The sequence below is a fragment of the Methylocystis sp. L43 genome, assembly GCF_015709525.1.
In the GTDB taxonomy this organism is placed as follows: Bacteria; Pseudomonadota; Alphaproteobacteria; order Rhizobiales; family Beijerinckiaceae; genus Methylocystis.
The window spans coordinates 83,610-109,442 of record NZ_JADNRA010000032.1; the positions used below are offsets into that span (position 1 = coordinate 83,610).

A 25,833-nucleotide genomic window follows, 5' to 3' on the forward strand; every position below is an offset into this window, starting at 1 on the left:
ATCGCTGACGATGCCCTTCTTCGTTCAACTCGCGCATCACTTTCTTCCCGAGACGATTCTCGCCGTCGGCGTGATGGCGCTCATCCTCATCGGCGCCTTCCGCGGCGAGCGTGGTTTTGGCCTTGTCGACGAAATGGCCGTCGGCATTCTGGGCATCGCCTTGGTCGCGATTGTGCTATCGAGCACGCCCGACACCAGCATCTTCGATGGCGCCTATATCGACGACGGGTTCTCCCGCTTCATGAAAGCGCTGACGCTCATCGGCGCGATCGTGTCGATTCTGCTGTCCGTCGATTGGCTGCAACGCAACGGGCTCGAAAAATTCGAGTATCCGGTGCTCATCATGCTTTCGACGCTCGGCATGTTGCTGCTGATTTCGGCCGATAACCTCATCGCGCTCTATCTCGGCCTCGAACTGATGTCGCTGGCGCTCTATGTCATGGCCGCCTTTGCGCGCGACGACGGGCGATCGTCGGAAGCCGGCTTGAAATATTTCGTCCTCGGCGCGCTCTCTTCCGGCATGATGCTTTACGGCGCGTCGCTGCTCTACGGCTTCTCCGGAACGGTGTCTTTCGCCGGGATCGCGGCGGTCGTCTCGACCTCGGCGCCGATCGGCGTGATCTTCGGGCTTGTCTTCGTCCTGGCCGCGCTGGCCTTTAAAATGTCGGCGGCGCCGTTCCATATGTGGACGCCCGACGTCTATCAGGGCGCGCCGACGCCGGTCACCGCCTTCTTCGCTTCGGCCGCCAAAATGGCGGCGGTGGCGATCACCGTGCGCATTGTCATTACCGCCTTTCCCGGCGTGAAAGACCAATGGCGCCAGATCATCATTTTCATCGCCATCGCTTCGATGCTGCTCGGCTCTTTCGCGGCCATCGGACAGGAGAACATCAAGCGGCTGATGGCCTATTCCTCGATCGGTCATATGGGCTTTGCGCTGATCGGTCTCGCTGCGGGCGACGAGGCGGGCGTGCGCGGCGTCGCGATCTACCTCACGATCTATCTGATCATGACGCTCGGGACCTTCGCCGCCATTCTCGCGATGCGCGTCGAAGGCAGATATGTCGAGAACGTCTCGGACCTCGCCGGCCTGTCGCGCACCAATAGCTGGATGGCCTTCTTCCTGGCGATGCTGATGTTCTCGCTTGCCGGCGTTCCGCCGCTCGCGGGCTTTTTCGCCAAATATTACGTGCTCCTCGCCGCGGTCGACGCTGGCCTCTTCGGCCTCGCGGTGATCGGCGTCCTGGCGAGCGCGGTCGCCGCCTATTATTATCTGCGGGTCGTTAAGGTCATGTATTTCGACGAGCCCGCGCCGGCCTTCGACCGCGCGCCGATGGCGCTGCGCGCGGTGCTTGGCGCTTCCACGCTGGCGCTGCTTGGCTTTTGGGTCTATCCCTCCCCAGTCATGGATGCGGCGGCGGCGGCGGCGAAGTCGCTTTTCTAGGGAGGTAATTCGCGCGTGGAGTTGGGATCATTGGCGCGCGCCCGCGGCGTGCGCCTCCTCGCGCTGGAGAGCGTCGATTCGACCAATGACGAAGCCCGACGTTTGATCGAGGCGGGAGAGCGCGGACCTTTATGGGTGGTCGCCGCGCAGCAGACGCGCGGCCATGGCCGTCTCGGACGCGACTGGATTTCGCCTCCTGGCAATCTTCATGCGAGCCTTGTTCTTGGCGATTTCGGCGACGCCGCCGTGGCGCCGCAGCTCGGCTTCGTGGCGGGCGTCGCGGCCATGCGCGGGTTGCGCGCCGCGACGGGCGGCGCCGGCCGCTTCGCGCTGAAATGGCCGAATGATCTCCTGCTCGAAGGCGCCAAGCTCGGCGGGATTTTGCTTGAGAATGTCGGCGTGCCGACAGGCGACGCGCGTGCGCCGCGCGCCTTCGTCGCGATCATTGGCCTTGGCGTCAACTGCGCCGAGGCGCCGCGCGATCTGCCCTTTGAAGCGCGCGCGCTGGCGTCGATCGGGCCGAACGCGCCAGACGCTGCGACGCTCTTTACGCATCTGTCCGACGCGCTCGTCGACACGCTTGATCTTTGGCGCGGCGGCGAGGGCTTCGACCGCGTCCGAGACGCTTGGCTCAAGGACGCCGCCTATCTTGGCGCCCACATTCGCGTTGAGCTGCCGCGCGAAACCGTCGAGGGACGCCTCGCGACCATCGACGCGATCGGCAGGCTTGTTTTGGCGACCCAGGACGGCGAGCGCCTCATCGAGGCGGGCGACGTGTCGCTCGGTCCGCGCCAGACCACGGCGGGAGGCGTCGCATGACGACGCCGGACACAGATCTCGTCTTCGTGCCGCTCGGCGGCTTGGGCGAAATCGGCATGAACATGGCGCTCTACGGCTACGGGCCGCCGAAAGCGCGCAAATGGCTGATGGTCGACTGCGGCCTCGGATTTCCGGGACCCGAGGCCCCTGGCGTCGACCTTGTCTTCGCCGACATCGCCTTCGTCGAGAAGATCGCGCGCGATCTCGTCGGCATTTGCATCACCCATGCGCATGAGGATCATATCGGCGGGCTCGCGACCTTATGGCCGCGGCTCAAATGCCGGGTGTTCGCCACGCCCTTCGCGGCGGGGCTCCTGGAAGTGCGAAGGCTGAACGAACCTGGCGCGCCGAAGATCGACATCTCCCTGACGCATGCCGGCGCAAAGCTCGATCTCGATCCGTTCGAAGTCGAATATGTCGCCGTGGCGCATTCGATTCCGGAAGCGAATGCGCTTGCGATCCGCACGCCGCTCGGGCTGCTGCTCCACACCGGCGACTGGAAGATCGATCCGCAGCCCGGCGTCGGGACGCGCATCGACGAGGCGCGGCTCCGCGCGCTTGGCGACGAGGGCGTCACGGCGCTCATCTGCGACTCGACCAACATCCTGCGCGAGGGCGACAGTTTCTCGGAAGCCGACGTCGCGCGCACTTTGCGCACGCTGATCGCCGAAGCGCCGGGCCGGGTGCTGGTCACCACCTTCGCGTCCAACATCGCGCGGCTGCGCGGCATCGGCGAAGCGGCGCAGGCCTGCGGGCGCACCGTCGTCGTCGCCGGGAGGGCGATGGATCGCGCCATCCAGGTCGCGCGAGACTGCGGCTATCTCGACGGGCTGCCCGGATTTCACGCGCCCGAACTGCTGCCGACCTTGCCGCGCGACAAGACCGTCGTCATCGCGACCGGGAGCCAGGGCGAAACCCGCGCCGCCATGGCGCGGGCGGCGGTGAACGAACATCCGGCGATCAAGCTTGTCGCGGGCGATCGGGTGATCTTCTCTTCGCGCGTCATTCCAGGAAATGCGCGCGACGTCTTTCGCGTCATCAACGCTCTCTGCGACATCGGCGTCGAGGTCATCACCGACCACGACCACCTCGTGCATTGCTCTGGCCATCCGCGCCGTGGCGAAGTCACGCAAATGTACGAATGGATCCGGCCGCAGATCGCCGTGCCGGCGCATGGCGAAGCGCATCATCTCACGGCGCACGCGGCCTTCGCCAAGTCGCATGGCGTTTCGCAGGTCGTCTCGGCGCGCAATGGCGACATCGTGCGACTGGCGCCCGGCGCGCCGGGCATCATCGGAAAGGCCCCGCACGGCCGTCTGATGAAGGATGGCGACGTCGTCATCACTGACGACGACAGCGCCGTGCGCGACCGCTTGCGCCTCTCTGTCGCCGGCGTCGTTTCCATCGCGCTCGCGGTTGACCGCAAGGGCGAACTTGTCGGCGATCCGGACGTCGTCTTCGCCGGCGTGCCGAAACGGGGCAAATTCGGCGAGGACATGGGCGAAGTCATCGACGAGGCGCTTTTCGCCGCGTTCGAGGGACTGTCGCGGCCGCGACGCCGCGACGCCAACGCCGTTTCAACGGCGATCGAGCGCGCGGTGCGCGGGGCCGTGTCGTCCGTCTGGGGCAAGAAGCCCACCGTGCATGTGATGGTCGTCGCGACGTGACGGGGCGCATGCCTCCCCCTTGCGGGGAGGTCGCGCCGCGAAGCGGCGCGGGTGGGGGTAACGAGAGAAAGCTGTCCCGAACTGCTTCGCAGTTCGACCCTCCCCGTCAAGGGGAGGGGGGCGCTCCTCCGGCTTACGTTCAGCATATCCAGTTTTCGACACTGTTCGCTTCCGCGTTATGCTCATTGAGAGAGCGAATCGCGCATGGACGACCGGCCTGCCTATTATGAATTCTTCGCCGGCGGCGGCATGGCCCGCGCCGGCCTCGGCGACGGCTGGCGTTGTTTGTTCGCCAATGACTTCGATCGCAAAAAAGCCGAAAGCTATCGCGCCAATTGGGGCGGCGAGGCGCTGCACGTCGGCGACGTGCGCGAGTTATCCACAGCGCAATTGCCAGGCCGCGCCGATCTCGTCTGGGCGTCCTTCCCCTGTCAGGACCTGTCGCTCGCCGGCGCCGGCGCGGGGCTGAAGGGCGAAAGGTCCGGGACGTTCTGGCCGTTCTGGGATTTGATGAAGGCGCTCCGTAAGGAGGGCCGTGCGCCGTCGCTCATCGTGCTCGAAAATGTCTGCGGCGCGCTCACCTCGCATGGCGGCAAGGACTTTACCAAAATCTGCGAGGCGCTGGCGAAAGAGCGCTACAGATTTGGCGCGCTGGTCATCGACGCGGCGCTGTTCGTGCCGCAATCGCGCCCGCGGCTGTTCATCATCGCCGCGCGAGAGGATGTCGCGGTTCCTTCTGCGTTGATGAGGAAGAGTGCAAGCGCGCCGTTTCACACCCGCGCGCTTGTCGCGGCGCATGAACGCCTGCCCAAGCGGCTACGCGACAACTGGCTCTGGTGGAATTTGCCGGCGCCGCCGCTGCGCAATACAGCGCTGATCGACGCGATTGAAGACGCTCCGACGGATGTGGCGTGGCATAGCGTAAGCGAGACAAATGTGCTCATCGCCATGATGAGCGACGTCAATCTCGCGAAGATCGCCGAGGCGAAGCGCGCCGGGCGCAAAATGGTTGGAACGCTCTATCGCCGCACGCGCTATCAGCATGGCGCAAAGGTCCAGCGCGCCGAGGCGCGTTTCGACGAGGTTGCGGGGTGTCTGCGCACGCCGGCCGGCGGCTCGAGCCGGCAATATGTGCTGGTCGTCGACAAGGGCAGTGTGCGCTCGCGGCTGATGTCGGCGCGCGAGACCGCGCGGCTGATGGGACTGCCGGAAGATTATTTGCTCCCCGCGACCTATAGCGACGCCTATCATTTGACCGGCGACGGCGTCGTCGTTCCGGTCGTGCGCCACATTGCAGCGAGCCTGTTGGAGCCGTTGCTGAATACATGCGTCGTGCAGGAGGCGGCTTGAGCCCCCTCCCTAACCCTCCCCCGCTTCGCGGGAGAGGGAATCGTCGCGATCAGCGCTGCCGCGCCAGCCGCAACCTTTATGACGGGCGGTCTCTGCCCCCTCTCCCGCAAGCGAAGCGCCGCGGGGGAGGGCTGGGGAGGGGGTCTTACGCGTGAGCGTGAAAGAAAGTCGCGAGCACCGCTCCGCCATCATGCGCGCGGTGAAGGGGCGCGACACCGCTCCCGAAATCGCCGTGCGGACGATGTTGAGGCGGTTCGCGCCGGGCTATCGGCTGCATCGCAAGGACGTTCCCGGCACTCCCGACATCGCCTACATCGGCCGTAAGCGGGCAATCTTCGTACATGGCTGCTTCTGGCACGGGCATGAGTGCCCGCGCGGCGCGCGCAGTCCTAAGGCCAACGCCGACTATTGGCGCGGCAAGATCGCCAGGAACGTCGCGCGCGACGCGGCGCATCAGGCGGCGCTCGCGGCGCAGGGCTGGCGCGCGCTCACGATCTGGGAATGCGAGCTGAAGGATAAAGCCGGGGTGGAAAAGAAGCTGCGCGAATTCTTGGGGTAGGGGCGCATACCTCCCCCTTGCGGGGAGGTCGCGCCGCAAAGCGGCGCGGGTGGGGGGCTTTTCACCCCACCCGGTCGCCTCCGGCGACCACCCTCTCCCGCAAGCGGGAGAGGGTTGCGCCCGCCCCTCAATCCTTGGCGCGCTCGACATAGGCGCCGTCTTCGGTCTGGATCACGACGCGCGTGCCCGGCTGAATATGCGGCGGGACCATCACGCGCGCGCCATTGGCGAGCTTCGCCGGCTTATAGGACGAAGACGCGGTCTGGCCTTTCATCGCCGGCTCTGTCTCCATGATCTCCAGCGTCACGCGCGGCGGCAACTGAATGCCAACGGCCACGCCGTTGAACATCGACAGGATGCAGACCATGCCCTCCTGCAGCCACTGCGCCTGATCGCCGATCACATCGGCGGGCACGATGATCTGCTCATAGCTCGCCTGATTCATGAAGTGATAGCCGTCGCCGTCATTGTAGAGATAGCTGAAATCCTGATCCTCGACGAAGGCGCGCTCGACCTGTTCGGTCGTCTTGTAGCGGTCCGTCGTTTTGACGCCGTCCGAGAGTCGGCGCATGTCGATCTGCGTCGTCGGCGTGCCCTTGCCAGGGAAAAAACTTTCGGCGGTCAGGACGACGTAAAGCTGCCCGTCATCTCTCTCGATGATATTGCCCTTGCGAATCGAACTGGCGATGACTTTCACGTCCGTATCCCTTATTGCCGGCCTGGTTTATGAACGGCGGTCAGACCATATTTCGGGCGCGCCGGCAATCCGGGGCCCCGCCTCGCGGGAGACCTTATGACGCGCGCGTCGCCTTGGTGGGCTCGGGATGTTTATGCCGACCGCAAGCCCTTTCTCAAGGCGCGGGCGGCGATCGCCGCCGCCACCCGGCGCTTCTTCGCCGCGGAAGGCTTCGCCGAGGTCGAAACGGCGGCGCTTCAGCTATCAGGCGGCAATGAAACGCATCTTTCGGCCTTCGCGACGGAGCTGATCGGCGGGTCGGGCGCGCGCAGCCGGCTCTATCTCCACACCTCGCCGGAGTTTTCCTGCAAGAAGCTGCTCGCGGCGGGCGAGGAGCGGATTTTCACCCTTGCGCATGTTTTCCGCAACCGCGAGCGCTCCGCCCTGCACCATCCGGAATTCACCATGCTGGAGTGGTACCGCACTGAGGCGCCGACGCTGCGGCTGATGGAGGACTGCGCCGGACTGCTGGCGAGCGCGGCGCGGGCGGCGGGCGCGACGGATTTCGCCTGGATGGGCCGCGTTTGCGATCCCTTCGAGGAGCCTCAGATCATCAGCGTCTGCGACGCCTTTGCGACCCACGCCAGCATTGATTTGGAACCGCTGCTCGATGACCGTGACGGGCTTGCGCGCGCCGCCGCGCGCGACGGCATACGGGTCGTCGAAGACGACGGCTGGTCGGATCTGTTCAGCAAAATCATGTCGGAAAAGATCGAGCCTATGCTCGGTCGCGAAAGGCCGACGATCCTGACGGATTACCCGGTGAGCGAGGCGGCGCTCGCCCGCGCCAACGCCGACGATCCGCGCTTCGCCGATCGTTTCGAACTCTATGTCTGCGGGGTCGAGCTCGCCAATGGCTTCGCCGAATTGACCGACGCGGCGGAGCAGCGCCGGCGCTTCGAGGCGCAGATGCAGGAGAAGCGCCGCATCTACGGCGAGACCTATCCGATTGACGAGGATTTTCTCGCCGCTCTGGCCGAGATGCCGCCGGCCTGCGGCGTTGCGCTCGGCTTCGACCGGCTGGTGATGCTCGCGACGGGGGCGGCGCGCATCGAGCAGGTGCTGTGGACGCCAGTGGCCGAGCGCGGCACGGCGCTCTAGTTCTCATTCAAATAAACGACGCAACGCCGGCGCGCACGTCCTACGCTGGCAATGACGTCCATATTGGCGCCATTTGGCGGCGAACGCGAGCGATACGCGCTCGCGCGCCGCGCATGATTTTAATGGAGGGCGCGATGGGCCTTAAATTATTGCTGAAATCTGTTGTGGCGATCGCCATGACGATCGCGACAGCCGCCATGGCGCAACAGAAAGAAACCCCGGCCGCGCCTTCTGCGCCCGTGACGACGTTCGACGATAAGCTCGTCAAGATCGGAGAACTCGCCCCCGGCTTCGGCGGCATGTATTTCGACGAGAAGGGCGCGCTGCAGGTCTATATGAAAAACGCCCCCGAACTGCGCAGCGCGGACGCAATGAAAGCCGCGCGGTCGCAGGTCACGTCGGCGATCGCCAGCGTGCTTGGCGCGGAGTTCCTGGCGCAGGACGCAGCTCGCAAGGGTCGCGCTCAAGAACCGAACATCATCAAAGGCGACTACGACGTCGTCGAACTCGCCAAATGGAAGAAAAGCTTCAGCCCGGCGCTCGACGGCCAGGAGATCGTCTTCGTCGATCTCGACGAGCGTCGCAATCGCGTGACCATCGGCGTCGTCGGCGATCCGTCGCGACAAAGATTCGAAGCTCTGGCGAAATCGCTCGGCGTTCCGTTCGAAGCGCTGATCATCGAAGAAACGCAGCCGATCCGTTTCCACGCCTCGTTGCGGGACAAAAGCCGGCCGGTTCCGGGCGGCGTTCAGATCGAAATCGACACCGGCGTTTTCGCCTTTAAGCTCTGCACGCTCGGGTTCAATGTCGTGCGCAATGGCCGCGACGGCTTTATCACCAATTCTCACTGCACCAAGAATCGCGGCGTCAGCAATGACGATGATTTCCATCAGCCGAACGATCCACTGTTTTCCGGCAATAAGATCGGCGACGAAGATAGAGATCCGCCTTTTTTCACCGGCGGCGTATGCCCCTCGGGCAGGAAATGCCGCTTCAGCGACAGCGCCTACGCCGACTACCGAATCGACCGCGGGCGTTTCGAAATCGCGCGAACGACGAACAATACCGGCTCGCTGACGATCAACAGCTTTCCGAACGTCTTCCGGATCATGAGCGAGACGCCGGACTCGGTCGTCGGCATGAGGCTCAACAAGGTTGGCCGCACGACAGGCTGGGCCTTCGGCGACGTGCGCGCGACCTGCATCGACGTCAATGTCGCGGACACCGACGTCAGGCTGCTGTGCCAGAGCCGCGTCGGGCGGGTCAGCGGGACGAACAAGCTGACGGACAATGGCGACAGCGGCTCGCCCGTCTTCTCCATCCTGCCGACCGCCAGTCAGGCGAGCCTGCACGGCATTTTGTGGGGCGGACCGGACGACGGCAGCTCCTTCGTTTTCAGCCCGATGAGCATGATCGAGCAGGAGCTCGGGCCGCTCACCACCTTCACGGCGCAGCAGCCTCCGCCGCCCCCGCCGCCTCCGCTGACGCCGCGCGAGCAGTGCCTGCGGGAATGCAACGCCGAGCGGGACGCCTGTCTCGCCGATGGGGGCCTGGGGTCGCAATGCATCCCCGCCTGGCGGCGCTGCCGGGAGCAGTGCCCGGCGCAGTAGTAGCCCGCGGTTCGGACTGTCTGGCCTCGGGCGGGATCGCCCGGGCCGGCTCCGCTTCCAAATTCCCCCGCCTTGGGGTATGAGACGCTGCATCGCAACAACAGCCAGCGTCTCCAGTTCCCGGCCGCTCTCGGGCGGCCGCAGAGGCGGCTGTTTTACCTGGCCGGCCTTTGAACATGCAGCTGCGCAACATCGCCATCATCGCCCACGTCGACCATGGCAAGACCACGCTCGTCGACCGCCTGCTCCAGCAGTCGGGCGCCTTTCGCGAAAACCAGCGCGTCGCCGAACGCGTGATGGATTCGAACGACCTCGAAAAAGAGCGCGGCATCACCATCATGGCGAAGGCCACCTCCATCACCTGGAAGGATGTGCGCATCAACATCGTCGACACGCCCGGCCACGCCGATTTCGGCGGCGAGGTGGAGCGCATCCTGTCGATGGTCGATGGCGCCATCGTGCTCGTCGACGCCGCCGAAGGCCCGATGCCGCAGACGAAATTCGTCGTCGGCAAGGCGCTCAAGATCGGCCTGAAGCCGATCGTCTGCGTCAACAAGGTCGACAAGCCCGACGCCCGCGTGTCGGAAGTCGTCAACGAGGTCTTCGATCTCTTCGCCGCGCTCGACGCCACCGACGAGCAGCTCGACTTCCCGATCATCTACGGCTCCGCCAAGCAGGGCTGGATGGCCGAGGAGCCGACCGGCCCGCAGGACGGCATGGCGCCGCTCTTCGATCTCGTCGTCAAGCATGTGCCGGCGCCCACCGTCGAGGACGGCGGCTTCCGCATGCTCGGCACGCTGCTCGAAGCCAACCCCTATCTCGGCCGCATCATCACCGGCCGCGTCTTCGCCGGCAGCGTGAAGCCCAATCAGGCGGTGAAGGTGCTCGACCGCACCGGCAAGATCGTCGAGCAGGGGCGTGTTTCGAAAATTCTCGCCTTCCGCGGCATTGAGCGCCAGCCGATCGAAGAAGCGGAAGCCGGGGACATCGTCGCCATCGCCGGCCTCGAAAAATTCAACGTCGCCGACACGCTCTGCGCGCTGGAAGTCAACGAGCCGCTGCAGGCGCAGCCGATCGATCCGCCGACGCTCTCCATGACCTTCCTCGTCAATGACAGCCCGCTCGCCGGCACGGAAGGCGACAAGGTGACGAGCCGCATGATCCGCGCGCGTCTCTTCAAGGAGGCCGAAGGCAATGTCGCGCTGCGCGTCGAGGACGCGCCGGCGGGCGACGCCTATATCGTCTCGGGCCGCGGCGAATTGCAGCTCGGCATTCTGATCGAGACCATGCGCCGCGAGGGTTTCGAGCTTGGCGTCTCGCGCCCCAAGGTCGTTTTCAAGAAGGATGAGAACGGCGACATTTTGGAGCCGATCGAAGAGGTCGTCATCGACGTCGACGAGGAGCATTCTGGCGTCGTCGTTCAGAAGATGAACGAGCGCAAGGCCGAGATGATCGAGATGCGCCCGTCGGGCGGCAATCGCCTGCGTCTCGTCTTCCATGCGCCGACGCGCGGGCTGATCGGCTATCAGGGCGAACTTCTCACCGACACGCGCGGCACGGCGATCATGAACCGGCTGTTCCATGAATATGCGCCTTATAAGGGCGAGATTCAGGGCCGCCGCAACGGCGTGCTGATCAGCAATGATTCCGGCGAGGCCGTCGCCTATGCGATGTGGAAGCTGGAAGATCGCGGCCCGATGATGATCGAGCCGGGCTGGAAGGTCTATAAGGGCATGATCGTCGGCGAGCATACGCGCGACAATGATCTCGAGATCAATGTCTTGAAGGGCAAGCAGCTCACCAACATCCGCACCCAGTCGAAGGACGAAGCGGTGCGCCTGACGCCGCCGATCCAGATGACGCTGGAAAAGGCGCTGGCCTATATCGAGGACGACGAGCGCGTGGAAGTGACGCCGAAGTCGATCCGCCTGCGCAAGGTGTTCCTCGACCCCAACGACCGCAAGAAGGCGAAGGGCAAGGCCGCGCTGGTGGAGTGAGGGCGGTTCAGTCAGTCTTCTGCGTTGGTATGATCAGCGACTGCGACCGAGATTTCAAAATCAACGTAGTCCTTGATCAAACCGAGAGCTCCAATTTCGGTCCACAAGCGTCGCGCTTGGTCGCAGAGCGCTGCACGCTTGGCTTCATCATGCTCGAGAAGGCTGGCACAAAACGCTCGCCAGCCCGGCGCTGCAAGTTTGGCAGGGTCACCCTCTTCATATCGCAGGATCTTGTCGACGGCGTCAGCCAGACGAGAGCGGTCACCCTGGCGGGCAGTAATTTGCGCAAGGCGTAAGTTGCTGTGGGCGATGCCCCACTTCACGCCAAGCGACTCATATGATTGCAATACCTGAGTAAAAATGGTTTCGGCTCGGACGGGGTCTAGTCTCAATTGGACTTCCCCGATCAGATAGTTAGCATTTGCCTCGCCCAGCGTTGCAGTAACCTTCTGGTAGATGGCTCGCGCCTCCTGGAGATAGGCTTGGGCGGCATCCAGATTGTAAAGTCTTAGCGCCAGATCGCCCAGCGCTTGGAGCGTATTCGCCTGCCCTAACCTGTCGCCGACCTGAAGGCAGATATCGCGCGCCTCTTCGAGAAGCGTTTGCGCGCCGTTGAGGTCGTCACGTCGGAGCGCCAGATTTCCCAGGGATTGAAGCGCATTTGCTTGGCCAAGCCGGTTGCCGACCTGAAGGCAGATATCGCGGGCCTCTTCGAGAAGGGTTTGCGCGCCGTTGAGGTCGTCACGTCGGTGCGCCAGATTTCCCAGGGATTGAAGCGCATTTACATGGCCAAGCCGGTTGCCGACCTGAAGGCAGATATCGCGCGCCTCTTCGAGAAGGGTTTGCGCGCCGTTGAGGTCGTCACGTCGGAGCGCCAAATTTCCCAGCAATTGAAGCGCATTTGCTTGGCCAAGCCGGTCGCCGATCTGAAGGCAGATATCGCGCGCCTCTTCGAGATGGATTTGCGCGCCATTGAGGTCATCACGTCGGAGCGCCAGATCTCCCAGCGATTGAAGCGACTGTGCTTGGCCAAGCCGATCGCTGATTTGAAGATAGAGATCGCGCGCCTCTTCGAGATGGGTTTGCGCGTCGACGAGGTCGGAACGTCGGAGCGCCAAACTTCCCAGCGATCGAAGCGCATTTGCTTGGCCAAGCCGGTCGCTGATGTGAAGGTAGATGTCCCCCGCTCGTTCGAAGTGGGTCTGCGCGTCATTGAGATCATCACGTTGCTCTGCCAGATCACCCAGCGATCGAAGCGTATTAGCTTGCCCAAGCCGTTCACCAATTTGAAGGTAGATGTCACGCGCCTCTTCGAGAAGGGTTTGCGCACCGTCGAGATCGTGACGCCGCGCTGCTAGATCGCCCAGCGACCGAAGTGCATTAGCTTGGCCAAGCCGATCTCCGATCTGCAGGCATATGTCGCGCGCTTCTTCGAAGTAGTTTCGCGCACCATTGAGATCGTGACGCCGCGCCGCCAGATCGCCCAGCGATCGAAGTGCATTAGCTTGGCCAAGCCGATCTCCAATCTGCAGGCAAATGTCCCGCGCTTCTTCAAAATGGGTTTGCGCTTGCTCCGAAGCATCCCGGCGCAGAGCCAGATGGCCTGCCGCGTGAACGGCTTGAGCTGCTGCGCTCTTCGACTCACTCGCGCTACGCTCCTTCAGAATCAACGCAAGCTTAAGAAAGGTTGTTTGATCAAAGCGTCGCTCACTGGCGGAAAGTAGGCGCGCTGATTCGATAGCTTGCCTTAACTTTCTAACTGGTTGATCACGAGCGGCTTGGAGGAGGACCGGCGCAAAATTCCGCAGATGCGGCAGCAGCTCGGCTTCCGCTGCCGGCCACCCTGTCGTTCCGAAGTTCTTCCCTTTTTCAAGCAGCTTCATTACTGCCCTTACAACTCGTTGAAGCTCCTCTCCCCTTAGGGGCTTCTCGATGCTCACCGCTTCACGCAGCGGATTGAGAAGCTTAATCGAGCCATCGGGCCGCGGCGCAATAAGACGTAACTGTCGCAAACTATCTGTGGCGGCATCCGACTTTGCCGCGCTGATCTGCCGATCTTCGCGACCAAGAAAGGCCTTCATTCCACCCGGCGGAATGCCGTCGGGGAGGAAGCCGAGGATGGCGAGGAGCCGGTTGGCCATAGGGGATAAACGCCGAGAAGTGAGTGACACGCGTAACGACGCCATAACTGAGTTATGACGATTTTCTTGAGCGCCTGGCTGGCGCAACAATTCAGCTTTCTCGTCTTCCCATCGCCTCAGCATGGGACCAAGCGTGAGATCGCTGTCGACGCGGCTTGCCATTATCGTAAGAGAAAGAGCGTGACCGTCGAGCGCTGCCAAAAGGGGCGGGAGGTCTGGATCGTCTCTTCGTATGTTCGTTGCAATGCCGCAAAATAGATCGCGACTTTCGTCCAATGGTAGGGGCGATAAATCGTCGATCTTTGTCCAGCCTAACAGGAATGGTAGGCCTTCGCGGCTAGTCACAACAAACGAAAGACCAGCGGTGTCTCTCAGCAAACTTAAAATGCGGCTGGTCTCGGGCTCATCGGCTTCTATCAAACCTTCAACATTGTCCAAAATTGCGAAGGCTGATTCCTGTCCGCATGAGTAACGGATGGCCGCGAGAGTCGCGCTCTGTGTCGGTTCCGGACTAAGCCCGAGTTCGGCCGCCAAAAGAATGAATACATCAAGAGGGTCCGTGCGGTTTTCGAGGTTGACGAACACGCGTCTTTCGCCAAACTTTTCAGTTAGCCTCTCATCATAACTCGCGGCGACCGCGACTGTCGTTTTTCCCATCCCTGGTCCGCCGGTGATGATGCATGGACGGCCTTCTGTTGCGGCTGTGACGACTCTGTTGATTTCGTCGCGACGTCCGACGGGGTGCGGATTGGCGATCGCCAAGTCGATGCGGTTTACTTTGATCGCGGAAGCTTGAGGTCCCGAGTTTTCGGGAGCTAAACTTCTGAGGAACTCCGGCAGTTTTTCATGCTTTGGACCGTAAGAAACTAAAGTGACGTTATCTGGCCAGCCCGGCGTTGCCACCTCGTCGTCGGTGACTAACGCAACGTGCTTTTTGCCTAACCCGCCCCATAACGAACTGAACCATTTTAACAGACGCCCGACATTTTGATCCGCAAGGCCATCCGCCGAGCAACCGACAAAGACAAGTGTGTCAGCGAATGCCGCTTGCCGCTGAAGAAACTGCGCACGATCACTATGGTTTACTCTATCGTAATCGGCGTTCGAAAAAACTACTGACTCGGGTTCTTCCCAATAGCCGTGGATATGCCAGACATTCGAGGATTCTCCCGACAAAATTTCCGCGACTGACTCGGGGCTAAGCCAAGTTTTTGGCTGAGCGCCTTTTTTTGTGCAAAGCAGACCGTCATAATTGGTTGTCGCGAGACGGCAGTCGAGCGCGATAATTGCATCGAGAAGAGCGGGCTCGTTAGCTTTTAGCTTGCCCACATTGTTCTTCAGCCAAACGCGATAGTCATTGCTCTTAAAGCCTCCCAATTTTGTCTGAGCAATATTGGCTGAATTGAGCCAGACGTCAGGATCGTTCCGCGTCAGTCCCTCTCGGCAATGATCGCTCCAATCTTCTCCAGGTTCTTTTGGAGCTGAATCGATTGCGCTCTCAATGAGGCCTTTCCAGCCGGGTGCGGCTCCCCCAGTGACGGCCCTGCTTACCCCTGCGCCGCAAACGATTAGAGCTTTCGCGCCGGATATGACGGTTCTGAGTGCTTCAATAGAATCAGACATCAACGGCCTTAACATTTGCAAAAAGTTGGGCCGTCTTTTTAGGGTGAGTCAAGTAAGATTTAGCGGGCGAGGGCGAACGGCGTGGTGAAGCGGGCGTGCCTCACCCGCCGACAAGATGACGCCAGAAGAAGCAGTCGCTTATGACTACTGCAGCCCCACTGCATCGACCACCCCGCTCGGGCAGCCGGGGTCTGTCGCCGGCGCGGCGGCGATAAGATCGGCGAGTTTGCTGTCGGGTTTGACGTCTCCCACCAATCCGATGGTCATCTCGACGATGAGATTGCGGCCGCCGTCTCTCTTGCAGGCGACGCGCACGCGATCCGCGGCGCCGTCGCCAAAGGTCTCATTGAACGCCGCCTTGAGTTGGTCGCGCGTGATCTCCTCGCCGATATGCGCCGCGAAAAGCCCCTGAACCTTGGAGCCATTCAGCTGCGACATCAGCGCGAGCGTCCGTGAAAAATAGATTTCCGCCGCGCTTCCCGGAAAGCACGTGCCATGTTTGATCCACTCATGCCGTTCGAGCAGCGACATCGTTCCTGGCATGACTTCCGACAGCGCATGCCTTGTCGCGTCGGAGAGTTCGGGCTCGGGCAGGCCGTTCCATCTATTGTCCTTATCGGCGGCGACGATGTGGCGATCGACGTTGCAATATTGTTTTTTGGGCCAGAGCCCATGCAGCGTGAAATGCGTCGCGTCGAACCGGTCGGGTCTTTGCGTTTCGCATTCCGTCTTGTCGGGCTTGCCTTCGCAAAAGGCCGGCTGCCAGCTCACGGCGAGGATGTAATCCGGCTTTTGCGCCGCGGGGCCGCCGTCAGGCTCTTGCCCGCCCGAGGCTTCTTCGCCGCCGCTCCCCGGCTGGCCGCCGCCCTCAGCGAGCGTCGCCTCGCCGCATCCGACCGCGACCCACCGGCGCCCCGGCTGAGCGTCGGGGACATCGATGAGATAATGTGTCGCGTTCGGCTTGTTCTTGGCGAAAATGGAATAATGCCCATTCGGCTCGACGCTGATGTTGCCCGGATTGGCGCCGGTTCTGATCGATTGAAGCGCGGGACAGGACTGACGGGCTAGAAAAGTTCCCGATGCAGGCGTATCCGCCGTCGCGCCTGAGGCGACGAGCGACAATGACGAGCAAAGCAGCATTCGAACAGCGCGTGCGCGCATGACAAAACTCCACAAAATCAGCAACACGCGGAAGGGTAATCGCGGCGGCGCAGGCGAGCAAGCATTGTCTGGTTGCGCGATTCTTTCGACGTCCACGAAAGCGACGTCTCGTCAGGGATGAAACTCCGGCGAACCTCCTCAATTGTATTGAGGCACATTCCAAGGAAAAAGGTGGCCGTGAAGGGCATGGCGCTCACGAAGCAACCTCATCCTGAGGAGCGACCGAAGGGAGCGTCTCGAAGGACGAGGTTGCTTCGCCCTCGTGCTTCGAGACGGCTGCTGCGCAGCCTCCTCAGCATGAGGGCTTAGGGAGCGCCATTCAAACAGGCCTCGTTACGGGCGCTCATTCGGCGCTCAGCGCCTCTCTCAACCCCGCCAGATCCTCCGGCAGTTCGCTTTCAAACATCATCTCCTCTTTCGTCACCGGATGCTCGAACCCCAGCGTCGCGGCGTGCAGCGCCTGGCGGTCCAAACGCTCGACGATCTCGCGCGTGGCGGGCTTCAGTTTCGCGACCTTGGTTTTAAAACCCGCGCCATAGGTTTGATCGCCGATCAGCGGATGGCCGATATGCGCCATATGCACGCGGATCTGATGCGTGCGGCCGGTCTCCAGCTGGCAGCGCATGAGCGCGGCGACGCCGTAATCCTCGACCTTCTCCCAATGGGTGATCGCCTCGCGGCCGCGCGCTTCCGACACAACCGCCATTTTCTCGCGCTGCGTCGAATGGCGGCCGAGCGGCGCGTCGACCGTTCCATGCGCGCGATCGGGAACGCCCCAGACGAAGGCGAAATATTCGCGTGTCAGCGACAGTTTGCGGCCGTGATCGGCGAAGAGGCGCGAGAGGCCATGATGCGCGGCGTCGGTCTTGGCGACGACCAAGAGGCCGCTCGTATTCTTGTCGATGCGATGCACGATGCCGGGCTTCTTCACCCCGCCGACGCCGGAAAGGCTGTCGCCGCAATGAGCGATCAGCGCGTTGACCAGCGTGCCGCTCTCATGCGCGCTCGCCGGATGCACGACGAGGCCGGCCGGCTTGTCGATGACGAGGAGATGTTCGTCCTCATAGACAATGGCGAGCGCGATATCTTCGCCCTGCGGCTCGGCCGGAGTCGCCGGCGGCACGTCGAGCGTAACGTGATCTCCGGCGCCGAGCTTCTTGGCCGGATCGCGCGCCGTCTCGCCGGCAAGGGTCGCGCGGTCGTCCTCGATCAGCCCCTTGATGCGGCTGCGCGACAGATGCGCGGCGACGATCTCCGGCTGTTCGGCGAGAAAGCGGTCGAGCCGGGCGCCGGCGTGCTGCGGCGCAACGAGAAATTCGAAGCGCTCGGCGGATGCGTCAATTTGAGGCAGAGCCTTGACTGTCATTTCAGCTTTTTTTCCGCGCGCCGACGCGCACATGATATGAGAGCCACCGAAACGCGGGCGTGGCGCGAGCGGAGGCGTGAACCTTCGCCATTATGCGCATCGAAAAACGCCGCCCAAGGGAGGCTCTTCCATTAGCGACGCCGAGGCTCCGTTCTGCGCCGTCATTGGCGCGGGCCCCGCCGGCCTTTTCGCCGCCGATGCGCTCGCGCGCGCCGGCGCACGCGTCGTTATCTATGAGCACAAAGCGAGCCCCGCGCGCAAATTCCTGATGGCGGGGCGGGGCGGGCTCAACATCACCCATAGCGAAGGCCTGGAGCGTTTCATCTCGCGCTATGGCGCAGCGGCCGCGAGAATCGCGCCGTTCATCCGCGCCTGGACGCCGCAGGCGCTGCGCGACTTCTGCGCCGAGCTTGGCGAGACGACCTTCGTTGGCTCCAGCGGCCGGGTGTTTCCGGCAAGCTTCAAGGCTTCGCCGCTGCTGCGCGCCTGGCTGCGGCGGCTGACGCGGCTTGGCGTCACGATCGTGACCCGCCACGACTTCGCGGGTTTCGCCGAATCGGGGGCGCTGCGCTTGATCGGCCCGGATGGCGAATTCACCCGCAAGGTCGACGCCCTGGTGCTGGCGCTCGGCGGCGCCTCCTGGCCGCGGCTCGGCTCCGACGGCGCCTGGGCGGCGCGGCTTGGCGCGCAGGGCGTGCGCGTTACGCCGCTCGCCGCCGCCAACAGCGGCGCGCTGATCGAGTGGAGCGCGATCTTTCGCGACGATTTCGAAGGCCAGCCGATCAAGACGGCGTTGCTGCGCCATGGCGCGTCTACGGCGCGCGGCGATGTCGTCGTCACGCGCGCCGGACTGGAAGGCGGGCCGGTTTACGCGCTCTCCTCGCAGCTGCGCGACGTCACGCAAAAACACGGCCCGACCACGCTGTCGATCGATCTGCGGCCCGACACCAGTCTCGAATGCCTGACGCGCAAGCTGTCGCGGCGTCCACAGAAACAGTCGCATGCGAATTTCCTGCGCAAGGCCGGGTTCTCGAAAGTCGAGATCGGGCTCCTGCGCGAGGGGCGCGGGGAGGGCCTGCCGCGCGACGCGGAAACGCTCGCGGGGCTCATCAAGAATGCGCCGCTCACCGTCACGGGCGTCGGCGGTCTTGAGCGCGCCATCTCGACCGCCGGCGGCGTCTCCTTCGACGAACTCGACGACAATCTGATGCTCAAGAAGCTCCCGGGCGTTTTCGTCGCGGGCGAGATGCTCGACTATGACGCGCCGACCGGCGGCTACCTGTTGCAGGCGGCCTTCGCCACCGGACTGGCCGCGGGTCGCGGCGCCGCCCGCTATCTCGGCCTTTCGCCCGACAAACCCGTCGCGCCGTTCGAGCCCGATCAGACGGGCTTGTCGCCCCGCCAGTCGCCGAACGGACGCGATCCGGAAGCGTCGAACAAATACAGCCTGTAGACCTCCGCTGCGCCGCCCTCCATGCCCGGCGATCCGGCCGGCATGCCCGGCGCGACGACGCCGACGGCTTTCGGCCGCTCCTTCAGGAGCCGCGCGACCGCCTGCGGGGGAACATGGCCCTCGACGATGTAGCCGTCGATCTCGGCCGTGTGGCAGGAGGACAGCGGCTCAGGCACGCCGAGGCGTTTTTTTACCGCCTGCATGTCGGCTTCGACAATCTCCTCGACGATGAAGCCGGCCTCGCGCATGCGCGCGCTCCACGCGCCGCAGCATCCGCAGGTCGGGCTCTTATGCATCACGACCTTCGTCGCGCCCTCTGCGCGCGCCCATCCGGGGACAAGCGCGGCGACGGCGGCGAACCGCAGCGTCTCGCGTCGGGTGAAGGGGTTATTCGCCATCGGCGTCGATCCTTGTCTCGCGCGCTCATGGGCGCCCGTTTCGAATTCGGGCGCATCGTCGGAACGGCATTCGCGCGAAGTCGCTTGCGGTAGTATGTCAGTGTCGCCGACAAAAGCGGCAAGACGTCGCCCGAACGAACCCAGCGCTTACCATCGGAAGGGTGCATGAGCCAATCCGCCGCCAGCCCGCAAATTGCCGACGAGCCGCTCAGCGAATTCTCGCTTCTCGGCGGCCCCCTTCAGAGGCTGGGAAAACGGCTCGGCCTCGTCCGTCCGGGGCCGAATACGCTCCCCCTGGGGATCGCGCTCGGTCTGATCCCCTGGATCGTCCTCGTCGCCTTGGCGGCGCTTGAAGGCGATCGCGGAAAGTTCTTTACGCTCTCCGTCATCGGCGGGCACATCCGGTTGCTGGCGGTCATTCCGCTGCTGTTCTTTTGCGAAACCACGTTTGATCGGCAAGCGAGGGAGTTTCTCTCGACCCTCTTGCGTTCCGGCGTGGCGTCGAGAACGGCTCCCGCCTTGCAGGCTGAAGTTCGAAGCCTCGCCCGCTGGAGCAATTCCTGGATTCCGGATGCGACCTCGCTCGCGGCGACAGTGCTGATGTTTCTTTTCGCGGCGCAGCTTCATCTGTCTGGAAAGACCGCGTCGCCCGAATCGGGCCGAACCTTGGCCCTCATGCCGCTTGCGGGCTTGTGGTACTGGATGGTCTGTCTACCGCTGTTTCGCTTTCTGGCGTTTCGTTGGGTTTGGCGGCTCGCGCTCTGGTGGCGTTTCCTGTGGCGCTTGGCCCGAATGGAGCTGCGCCTGACGCCGACGCATCCCGACGGCGTCGGGGGCCTCGGATATCTCGAAGTCGTCCAAACCCATCTGGCGCCTCTGGCGTTCGCCATCTCACTGCTCGTCGCCGCCGGTTTCGCCGAGGAAATGTCGGCGGGCGCGTCCTTCGATCCGATTTACCTGGCGACGGCCATCATTGTGATCGTCGACATCGTGCTGTTTCTCGGTCCGCCCTGCTTCTTCGCCTTCAAGCTGATGGAATGCAGAGAACGGGGACTGCGCGACTACACGGTGCTTGCCGCGCGATACGTCGAGGACTTCGAGCGCAAATGGTTTGGCGAAGCGTCTCATGACAGAGAGCCTTTGCTGGGGACGCCGGACCTGCAATCGCTTGCCGATCTCGGCAATAGCGTCGGCGTTGTGCGCAATATGCGCCTGGCGCCCGTCAGCATTCGCCTGCTGGCGATCATTCTCGCCGCGGCGCTGCTGCCGATGCCGCCGCTCTTCTTGTTCAAATATCCTGTCGCGGAGATGGCGCAAAAGCTGTTCATGAAATTGACGGGACTCTGACGAACATAAAGCCGTTCCGTGGAGCGCGCCGCATTCCCCTCGGGGGCCAAGACGCCTATGCTGCGCGCCATGCTCCCGTCGCCCTTCTGGTCCGAGCTTTCGATGCGCGACATGCGCGCGCATGACATGTCGCGCGTCATCGCCGTTCTGCCCATCGCTGCGGTGGAGCAGCACGGACCGCATCTGCCGCTCGGCGTTGACGCCATGATCATGGAAGGATGCGTCGAGCGCGTCGCGGTGCGCCTGCCCGAAGACCTCGAAGCGGTTTTTTTGCCGATCCAGAGCGTCGGCGTGTCGACCGAGCATCGCGACTTCCCCGGCACGCTGACGCTGACGAATGAGACCGCCTCGCGCGTCCTCATCGAGATCGCAGAGGGCGTCCTGCGCACAGGCGTGAGAAAGCTGGTGCTCCTCAATTCGCATGGCGGCAATTCCGCGCTCATTTCGCAGACGGCGCTCGAATTGCGCGCGCGTTCGGGCGCCTTGGCTGTCACTGTCTCCTGGGCGCGTTTCGGCTATCCGGATGGATTGTTCTCTGCGGCGGAGCTGCGCCACGGGATTCATGGCGGCGAAATCGAAACGTCGCTCATGCTCGCCTTCCGGCCCGAACTCGTCGACATGGCGCGCGCCAAAAACTTCCCGCCGGCGACGCTCGACTTCGAGCGCGATTTCGCCTGGCTGCGCGCCGACCGCCCGGCGGGCTTCGGCTGGATGGCGCAGGATCTCTCGCCCGCGGGCGCTATGGGCGATGCGTCGAAAGCCAGCGCCGAGAAGGGCGAAGCGGTGGCGGATTACTGGGCGACGGCCTTCATCGAATTATTGCGCGACGTCGAGGCGTTCGATCTGACGCGGCTCAAGAGCATGGACGATTGAGGATCACGCCGCTGGCGCCGTCCAAAGATAGGTCCAGGTCTCGGTCAGCGTGCGCCCGTGCGCGCGCAGAAACAGCCGAAGATCGGCGGTCTGACCAGGTTTCGCCGAAACATCAAAGAGCGCGCGCAATCCGTCGATATGCGTGTTGGCGGCGACGCTGACGCGCAGCACGCGCCCGGCGTTCGTCGTCGCCACCGCTTCGACCTGGCCCGGATCGGCGACGTAATAGGCCAGATCGCCGCCGGCGAAATCGACGATGAAACGATGCGCGTCGGGATCAACGGGCTCGGCCGAGCCAAGCGCCCGCGCCGGCGCCTCGAAGGTGTTGACGACCATGCCGTTGGGCGCGAGCTGCGGCATGTAGAGCCCGGCGGTGATACGATAGGCGTAAACGAAGGGCGCGCCGGGCTCAGGCGACTTTGCCGGCGTCCAGCTCGCGACGATATTGTCGTTTGTTTCGTCGCGCGTCGGCAGCTCGAGCAGTTCGACGCGGCCTTCGCCCCAGTCGCCGATAGGTTCGACGAAATAGCTCGGGCGGTTTTCATAGGCGAGGTCAAGATCCTGATAGGATTCGAACGTTCTGTCGCGCTGCAGCAGTCCAAAGCCGCGATTGTTGTCGTCGAGAAAGGACGAGGTCCGCGTTCGTGGAGGATTGGCGAGCGGGCGCCAGAGCCATTCGCCGGCGCCGGTATGGATCAAGAGCCCGTCGGAATCGTGCAATTCGGTGCGAAAGCCGTCGCGCACGTCCCGGTCGTTTTCGCCGGTCAGATACATCGACGTGAGCGGCGCGAGGCCGAGCTTCATCCCCGCGCGCCGCGGGAAAAGCGTCGCCTGGATTTCGAGCGCGCTCTCCTGTCCAGCGAAGAGATCGAATCTGAAGGCGCCTGTCGCTGCCTCGCCGTCGAGTAGCGCATAGAGCGTCGCGTGATTGCTGCCCTTCTCCGGCGTCTCGACCCAGAATTCGCGGAAGAACGGAAAGCTCTCGTGCTCGGAGCCGGTCTCGACGCACAGCGCTCGCGCGGAAAGCCCATATTTCTGATCCCGGCCGAGAAAGCGGAAATAGCTCGCGCCCAGGAACGAAATCACCTCATCGTGCACATGCGGCTCGTTGAGCGGAAAATGCAGGCGAAAGCCAGCGAAGCCGGTGTTGACGGGGGGAGCCTTTTCGACCTTGAGGCGACCATAGTCGAAGAGCGCCGGCGAATAGGGAATCGGCGTCGCGATGCCGTCGCGGATCATATTCACCGTCATCGGACGACGATAGAGGAAGCCGAGATGGAACGTCTCTAGCCGGAAGCCGCCGTCCGCGCCCGCAAAAACATCATGCTCGCGCTTGAAGCGGATCCCTCGCCATGTGTCGAAGTCCAGAGCGTCGAAGGGATCCGGCAGACGCGGCGGAACCGTCGTGTCGAAGGGCGCCAGCGCCAGGTCGTGCGCCCGCTGCACGACATTCTCGAAGCCGAACCGCGGCGTGGGCGTGTCGGCGGCCGCCAGCGCTGGGAATTTGAGCGCGACTTGCGCGCCTATTGTAGAGAGCGCTCCGGCGAATTGGCGCCGTGTTATTCGCGTCATTCCCGCGTCCGACCAGGGTTTTGCCTTCGCTAATTGACTGCTGCTCTAGCCCTATCGTCCCGCTGGCGCAAGAAGCTGGCGGCTCGAGGCGCAGCGCCGCGACCTACATGCATCACCCGCTGAAAAAATAATCGTTTGGCGCAAAAACCGCTTGTAACAGCGGCAAAAGCGCGTATCTAAGTCCTTGCCCAAATCGCACGTGCCTGTGGTCGTGTGTCGGTAGGCGGGGATCCGGACAAGAGGCCGGTCAACCGCCAGCGTAAAACCGGCAGCCGGAGGCGAACCGGCGAACTCCGTCTCTGCGGAGGATCGCGACTTAAAGCAACGACGGACCGGGCTTTTTCGTCTCTGTCGACCCTCCAAAGGTCGGCGTACCGAAGAGGCTTGTCTTTCTTGCCGGGCGTGCGGATCGGGATTCTCCCCTTCCAATCGATGGCTGTACCCGCGGAAGCGTGCGCGCTCAGGCGTGCATCATTTCGCATCGGTCCAGTCAACGGCGCATCAACCAGCCGTTCGAGCGCTTGCGCTCGCGCGGCCTTGGACAGCTAAACCCAACGCTCGTCGCGTCTCCATCGCGCGCGGGCGAACGGAGCGGCGTGTCCGTTGACGCTCAACGATCTGGGCGCGGTTCGCCGCGCAAGGGGGCCACGATGACCGACCGTATTCTCGATTTCCTCGCCGAGCGCCGACGCAACGGGCGCGACAACGGACCTTGCCTCGTCGTCGATCTCGACGTCGTGCGCGAAAACTATGTCGGCTTCGCCAAGGCGTTGCCGGATACGCGCGTCTTCTATGCCGTGAAAGCCAATCCGGCGCCGGAAGTGCTCTTGCTCCTCGCCTCGCTCGGCTCGTGCTTCGACACGGCGTCCGTCGTCGAAGTCGAGCAGGTCCTCGCCGCTGGCGCGACGCCCGACCGCATCAGCTTCGGCAATACGATCAAGAAGGAGCGTGACGTCGCCCGCGCCTATGCGCTCGGTGTGCGGCTCTTCGCGGTCGACTGCGAGGCTGAAGTCGAGAAGATCGCGCGCGTCGCGCCCGGCTCCAAGGTGTTCTGCCGCATTCTCTGCGACGGCTCGGGCGCCGAATGGCCCTTGTCGCGCAAATTCGGCTGCGTCCCCGAGATGGCGACGGGCGTGCTCGAACATGCGCATCGCCTCGGCCTGAACGCCTATGGCGTCTCCTTCCATGTCGGCTCGCAGCAGACGAATCCGCGCATGTGGGACGCCGCGCTGAAGTCCGCGTCGGAGATCTTCCGCGAACTCGCGGAGCGCGGAATCAATCTGCAGATGGTGAACCTCGGCGGCGGCTTCCCGACGAAATATCTCAAGAACGTGCCGGCGGTGAAGCAATATGGCAATGCGATCTTCCGCGCGCTGTCGAAGCATTTCGGCAACCGCATTCCGGAGACGATCATCGAGCCGGGCCGCGGCATGGTGGGCAACGCCGGGCTGATCGAAGCGGAAGTCGTGCTGATCTCGAAGAAGTCGGAGGAGGACAGCGAGATTCGCTGGGTCTATCTCGACATCGGCAAGTTCAACGGCCTCGCCGAGACGACCGACGAGATGATCCGCTATCCGATCCGCACGCCGGCCGACGGGGCGCCGACGAGTCCCTGCGTCGTCGCGGGCCCGAGCTGCGACAGCGTCGACGTGCTCTACGAGAAGCAGCCCTATCAGCTGCCGATCTCGCTCGAGATCGGCGCGAAAGTGCTGATCGAAGGAACCGGAGCCTATACGACAACCTATTCGGCCGTGGGCTTCAACGGTTTCCCGCCGCTCGAGACGCATGTGATCTGAGCGAGTCGATCGTTTCCCTCGTCCTTCGAGACGGCCTTTTCGAGGCCTCCTCAGGATGAGGGAAACTGATGGCGGCTGCCCTATCCGCCCTCATCCTGAGGAGCGAGCGAAGCTCGCGTCTCGAAGGGCGAGGGCGGGAACAATCCCAACCCAGTCCCGATCGGCGGGCGCGTCAAGCGCCAGGCGCGAGGGTCGCTTGTCCTTCTTAAGGGAGGGAAAGATGGCCTTTGAACTTGCATGCCCCAATCACGCCCCCGCGTCGTTCATCGCGCCGGAAGCGCTTGTCGCTCGTGCGCCATTTGCGATTTGCAATGAAGCGCCGAGCGACCATGCGGCGCGCGAAGCTTTGCTCGACGACGCCTTCGGTCCCGCGCGGTTCTTGAAGACCTGCCAGCGGCTGCGCGACGGATCGGCGCCGGCGCCCGGCCTCGCGCTGGTCGCGACCGACAGCGTCGGCGCGCTCATCGGCACGCTGCGGCTTTGGCCGGTTCTTGCCGGCGGGCGTGCGGCGCTGCTGCTGGGCCCGCTCGCCGTCGCAGCGCAGGCGCGTTCGCTCGGCGTCGGCGGCGCGTTGATTCGCGAGTCGCTCGCCCGCGCCGCCGACTTCGGCCATCGCGCCGTGCTGCTCGTCGGCGACGCCCCCTATTACGCGCGCTTCGGTTTCGAGCGCCGATTCACGGAGCGGCTGACAATGCCGGGACCGGTCGAGCGCGCGCGCTTTCTTGGCTTGGAGCTTGTCGATGGCGCGCTGTCGGGCGCGCGCGGACGCGTCGTTCCCGCCGCCGCGCATCAGATCGGCTTGCCGCAGGCGGCTTAGAGC

At 63.6% G+C, this 25,833-nt stretch carries 19 protein-coding genes; 13 read left to right on the forward strand and 6 right to left on the reverse strand.

What is annotated here, in order from left to right:
- Positions 1–10: 10 nt before the first annotated feature.
- From nuoN to IYX23_RS12865, 5 genes are all read left to right on the forward strand, one after another.
- Positions 11–1,444, forward strand: coding sequence for an NADH-quinone oxidoreductase subunit NuoN (gene nuoN / locus IYX23_RS12845; RefSeq protein ID WP_196393889.1), 1,434 nt, complete (start codon positions 11–13; stop codon positions 1,442–1,444).
- A gap of 30 nt (positions 1,445–1,474) precedes the next feature.
- On the forward strand, positions 1,475–2,263 hold the full coding sequence (locus IYX23_RS12850) for a biotin--[acetyl-CoA-carboxylase] ligase (RefSeq protein ID WP_210330690.1): 789 nt from the start codon (positions 1,475–1,477) through the stop codon (positions 2,261–2,263).
- Positions 2,260–3,930 (forward strand): ribonuclease J, encoded by a 1,671-nt coding sequence (locus IYX23_RS12855; RefSeq protein ID WP_196393891.1) that lies wholly within the window; start codon positions 2,260–2,262, stop codon positions 3,928–3,930. Before IYX23_RS12850 ends, IYX23_RS12855 begins: the two co-directional genes overlap by 4 nt.
- A gap of 204 nt (positions 3,931–4,134) precedes the next feature.
- Positions 4,135–5,280 carry a DNA cytosine methyltransferase gene (locus IYX23_RS12860; protein ID WP_196393892.1) on the forward strand — a complete coding sequence of 382 codons (1,146 nt, stop codon included), beginning with the start codon at positions 4,135–4,137 and terminating at the stop codon, positions 5,278–5,280.
- Positions 5,281–5,431: 151 nt separating this feature from the next.
- On the forward strand, positions 5,432–5,839 hold the full coding sequence (locus tag IYX23_RS12865) for a very short patch repair endonuclease (RefSeq protein ID WP_196393893.1): 408 nt from the start codon (positions 5,432–5,434) through the stop codon (positions 5,837–5,839).
- Between the two features lie 127 nt (positions 5,840–5,966).
- On the opposite strand, the gene efp is transcribed toward IYX23_RS12865, so the two are convergent.
- Positions 5,967–6,536: an elongation factor P gene (efp, locus tag IYX23_RS12870; RefSeq protein ID WP_196393894.1), complete on the reverse strand. Its 570-nt coding sequence runs from the start codon at positions 6,534–6,536 to the stop codon at positions 5,967–5,969.
- A 96-nt stretch (positions 6,537–6,632) separates the two neighbouring features.
- Between efp and epmA the strand changes: the two genes are divergently transcribed.
- The 3 genes from epmA (at position 6,633) to typA (ending at position 11,283) form a co-directional block, all read left to right on the forward strand.
- Positions 6,633–7,676, forward strand: a complete 1,044-nt coding sequence (gene epmA, locus IYX23_RS12875; RefSeq protein ID WP_196393895.1) for an EF-P lysine aminoacylase EpmA — start codon at positions 6,633–6,635, stop codon at positions 7,674–7,676.
- Positions 7,677–7,810: 134 nt separating this feature from the next.
- Entirely contained in the window at positions 7,811–9,286 is a 1,476-nt protein-coding gene (locus IYX23_RS12880) for a hypothetical protein (protein ID WP_196393896.1), read from the forward strand.
- Between the two features lie 176 nt (positions 9,287–9,462).
- On the forward strand, positions 9,463–11,283 hold the full coding sequence (gene typA / locus IYX23_RS12885) for a translational GTPase TypA (protein WP_196393897.1): 1,821 nt from the start codon (positions 9,463–9,465) through the stop codon (positions 11,281–11,283).
- An 11-nt stretch (positions 11,284–11,294) separates the two neighbouring features.
- On the opposite strand, the gene IYX23_RS12890 is transcribed toward typA, so the two are convergent.
- From IYX23_RS12890 to IYX23_RS12900, 3 genes are all read right to left on the reverse strand, one after another.
- Positions 11,295–15,047 carry a tetratricopeptide repeat protein gene (locus IYX23_RS12890; RefSeq protein ID WP_196393898.1) on the reverse strand — a complete coding sequence of 1,251 codons (3,753 nt, stop codon included), beginning with the start codon at positions 15,045–15,047 and terminating at the stop codon, positions 11,295–11,297.
- A 144-nt stretch (positions 15,048–15,191) separates the two neighbouring features.
- Positions 15,192–16,208 (reverse strand): ribonuclease T, encoded by a 1,017-nt coding sequence (locus IYX23_RS12895; protein WP_196393899.1) that lies wholly within the window; start codon positions 16,206–16,208, stop codon positions 15,192–15,194.
- Between the two features lie 343 nt (positions 16,209–16,551).
- Positions 16,552–17,574 (reverse strand): RluA family pseudouridine synthase, encoded by a 1,023-nt coding sequence (locus IYX23_RS12900; RefSeq protein WP_196393900.1) that lies wholly within the window; start codon positions 17,572–17,574, stop codon positions 16,552–16,554.
- Positions 17,575–17,650: 76 nt separating this feature from the next.
- Here IYX23_RS12900 and IYX23_RS12905 point away from each other — a divergent pair, with 76 nt between their 5' ends.
- Entirely contained in the window at positions 17,651–19,027 is a 1,377-nt protein-coding gene (locus IYX23_RS12905; protein WP_348643661.1) for a TIGR03862 family flavoprotein, read from the forward strand.
- On the opposite strand, the gene IYX23_RS12910 is transcribed toward IYX23_RS12905, so the two are convergent.
- Positions 18,955–19,425 (reverse strand): DUF411 domain-containing protein, encoded by a 471-nt coding sequence (locus tag IYX23_RS12910; RefSeq protein ID WP_196393901.1) that lies wholly within the window; start codon positions 19,423–19,425, stop codon positions 18,955–18,957. The two genes, IYX23_RS12905 and IYX23_RS12910, sit on opposite strands and share 73 nt — an antisense overlap.
- 165 nt (positions 19,426–19,590) lie before the next feature.
- Here IYX23_RS12910 and IYX23_RS12915 point away from each other — a divergent pair, with 165 nt between their 5' ends.
- Together IYX23_RS12915 and IYX23_RS12920 are read left to right on the forward strand one after the other, a co-directional pair.
- On the forward strand, positions 19,591–20,772 hold the full coding sequence (locus IYX23_RS12915) for a hypothetical protein (protein WP_196393902.1): 1,182 nt from the start codon (positions 19,591–19,593) through the stop codon (positions 20,770–20,772).
- 57 nt (positions 20,773–20,829) lie between these two features.
- Positions 20,830–21,645, forward strand: coding sequence for a creatininase family protein (locus IYX23_RS12920; RefSeq protein ID WP_196394017.1), 816 nt, complete (start codon positions 20,830–20,832; stop codon positions 21,643–21,645).
- A 3-nt stretch (positions 21,646–21,648) separates the two neighbouring features.
- Here IYX23_RS12920 and IYX23_RS12925 read toward each other — a convergent pair whose 3' ends face one another.
- Positions 21,649–23,217 carry a glucan biosynthesis protein gene (locus IYX23_RS12925; protein ID WP_196393903.1) on the reverse strand — a complete coding sequence of 523 codons (1,569 nt, stop codon included), beginning with the start codon at positions 23,215–23,217 and terminating at the stop codon, positions 21,649–21,651.
- Positions 23,218–23,867: 650 nt separating this feature from the next.
- Between IYX23_RS12925 and IYX23_RS12930 the strand changes: the two genes are divergently transcribed.
- Together IYX23_RS12930 and IYX23_RS12935 are read left to right on the forward strand one after the other, a co-directional pair.
- On the forward strand, positions 23,868–25,013 hold the full coding sequence (locus IYX23_RS12930) for a type III PLP-dependent enzyme (protein WP_196393904.1): 1,146 nt from the start codon (positions 23,868–23,870) through the stop codon (positions 25,011–25,013).
- A 220-nt stretch (positions 25,014–25,233) separates the two neighbouring features.
- Entirely contained in the window at positions 25,234–25,830 is a 597-nt protein-coding gene (locus tag IYX23_RS12935) for an N-acetyltransferase (protein WP_196393905.1), read from the forward strand.
- The last annotated feature ends 3 nt before the right edge of the window (positions 25,831–25,833 follow it).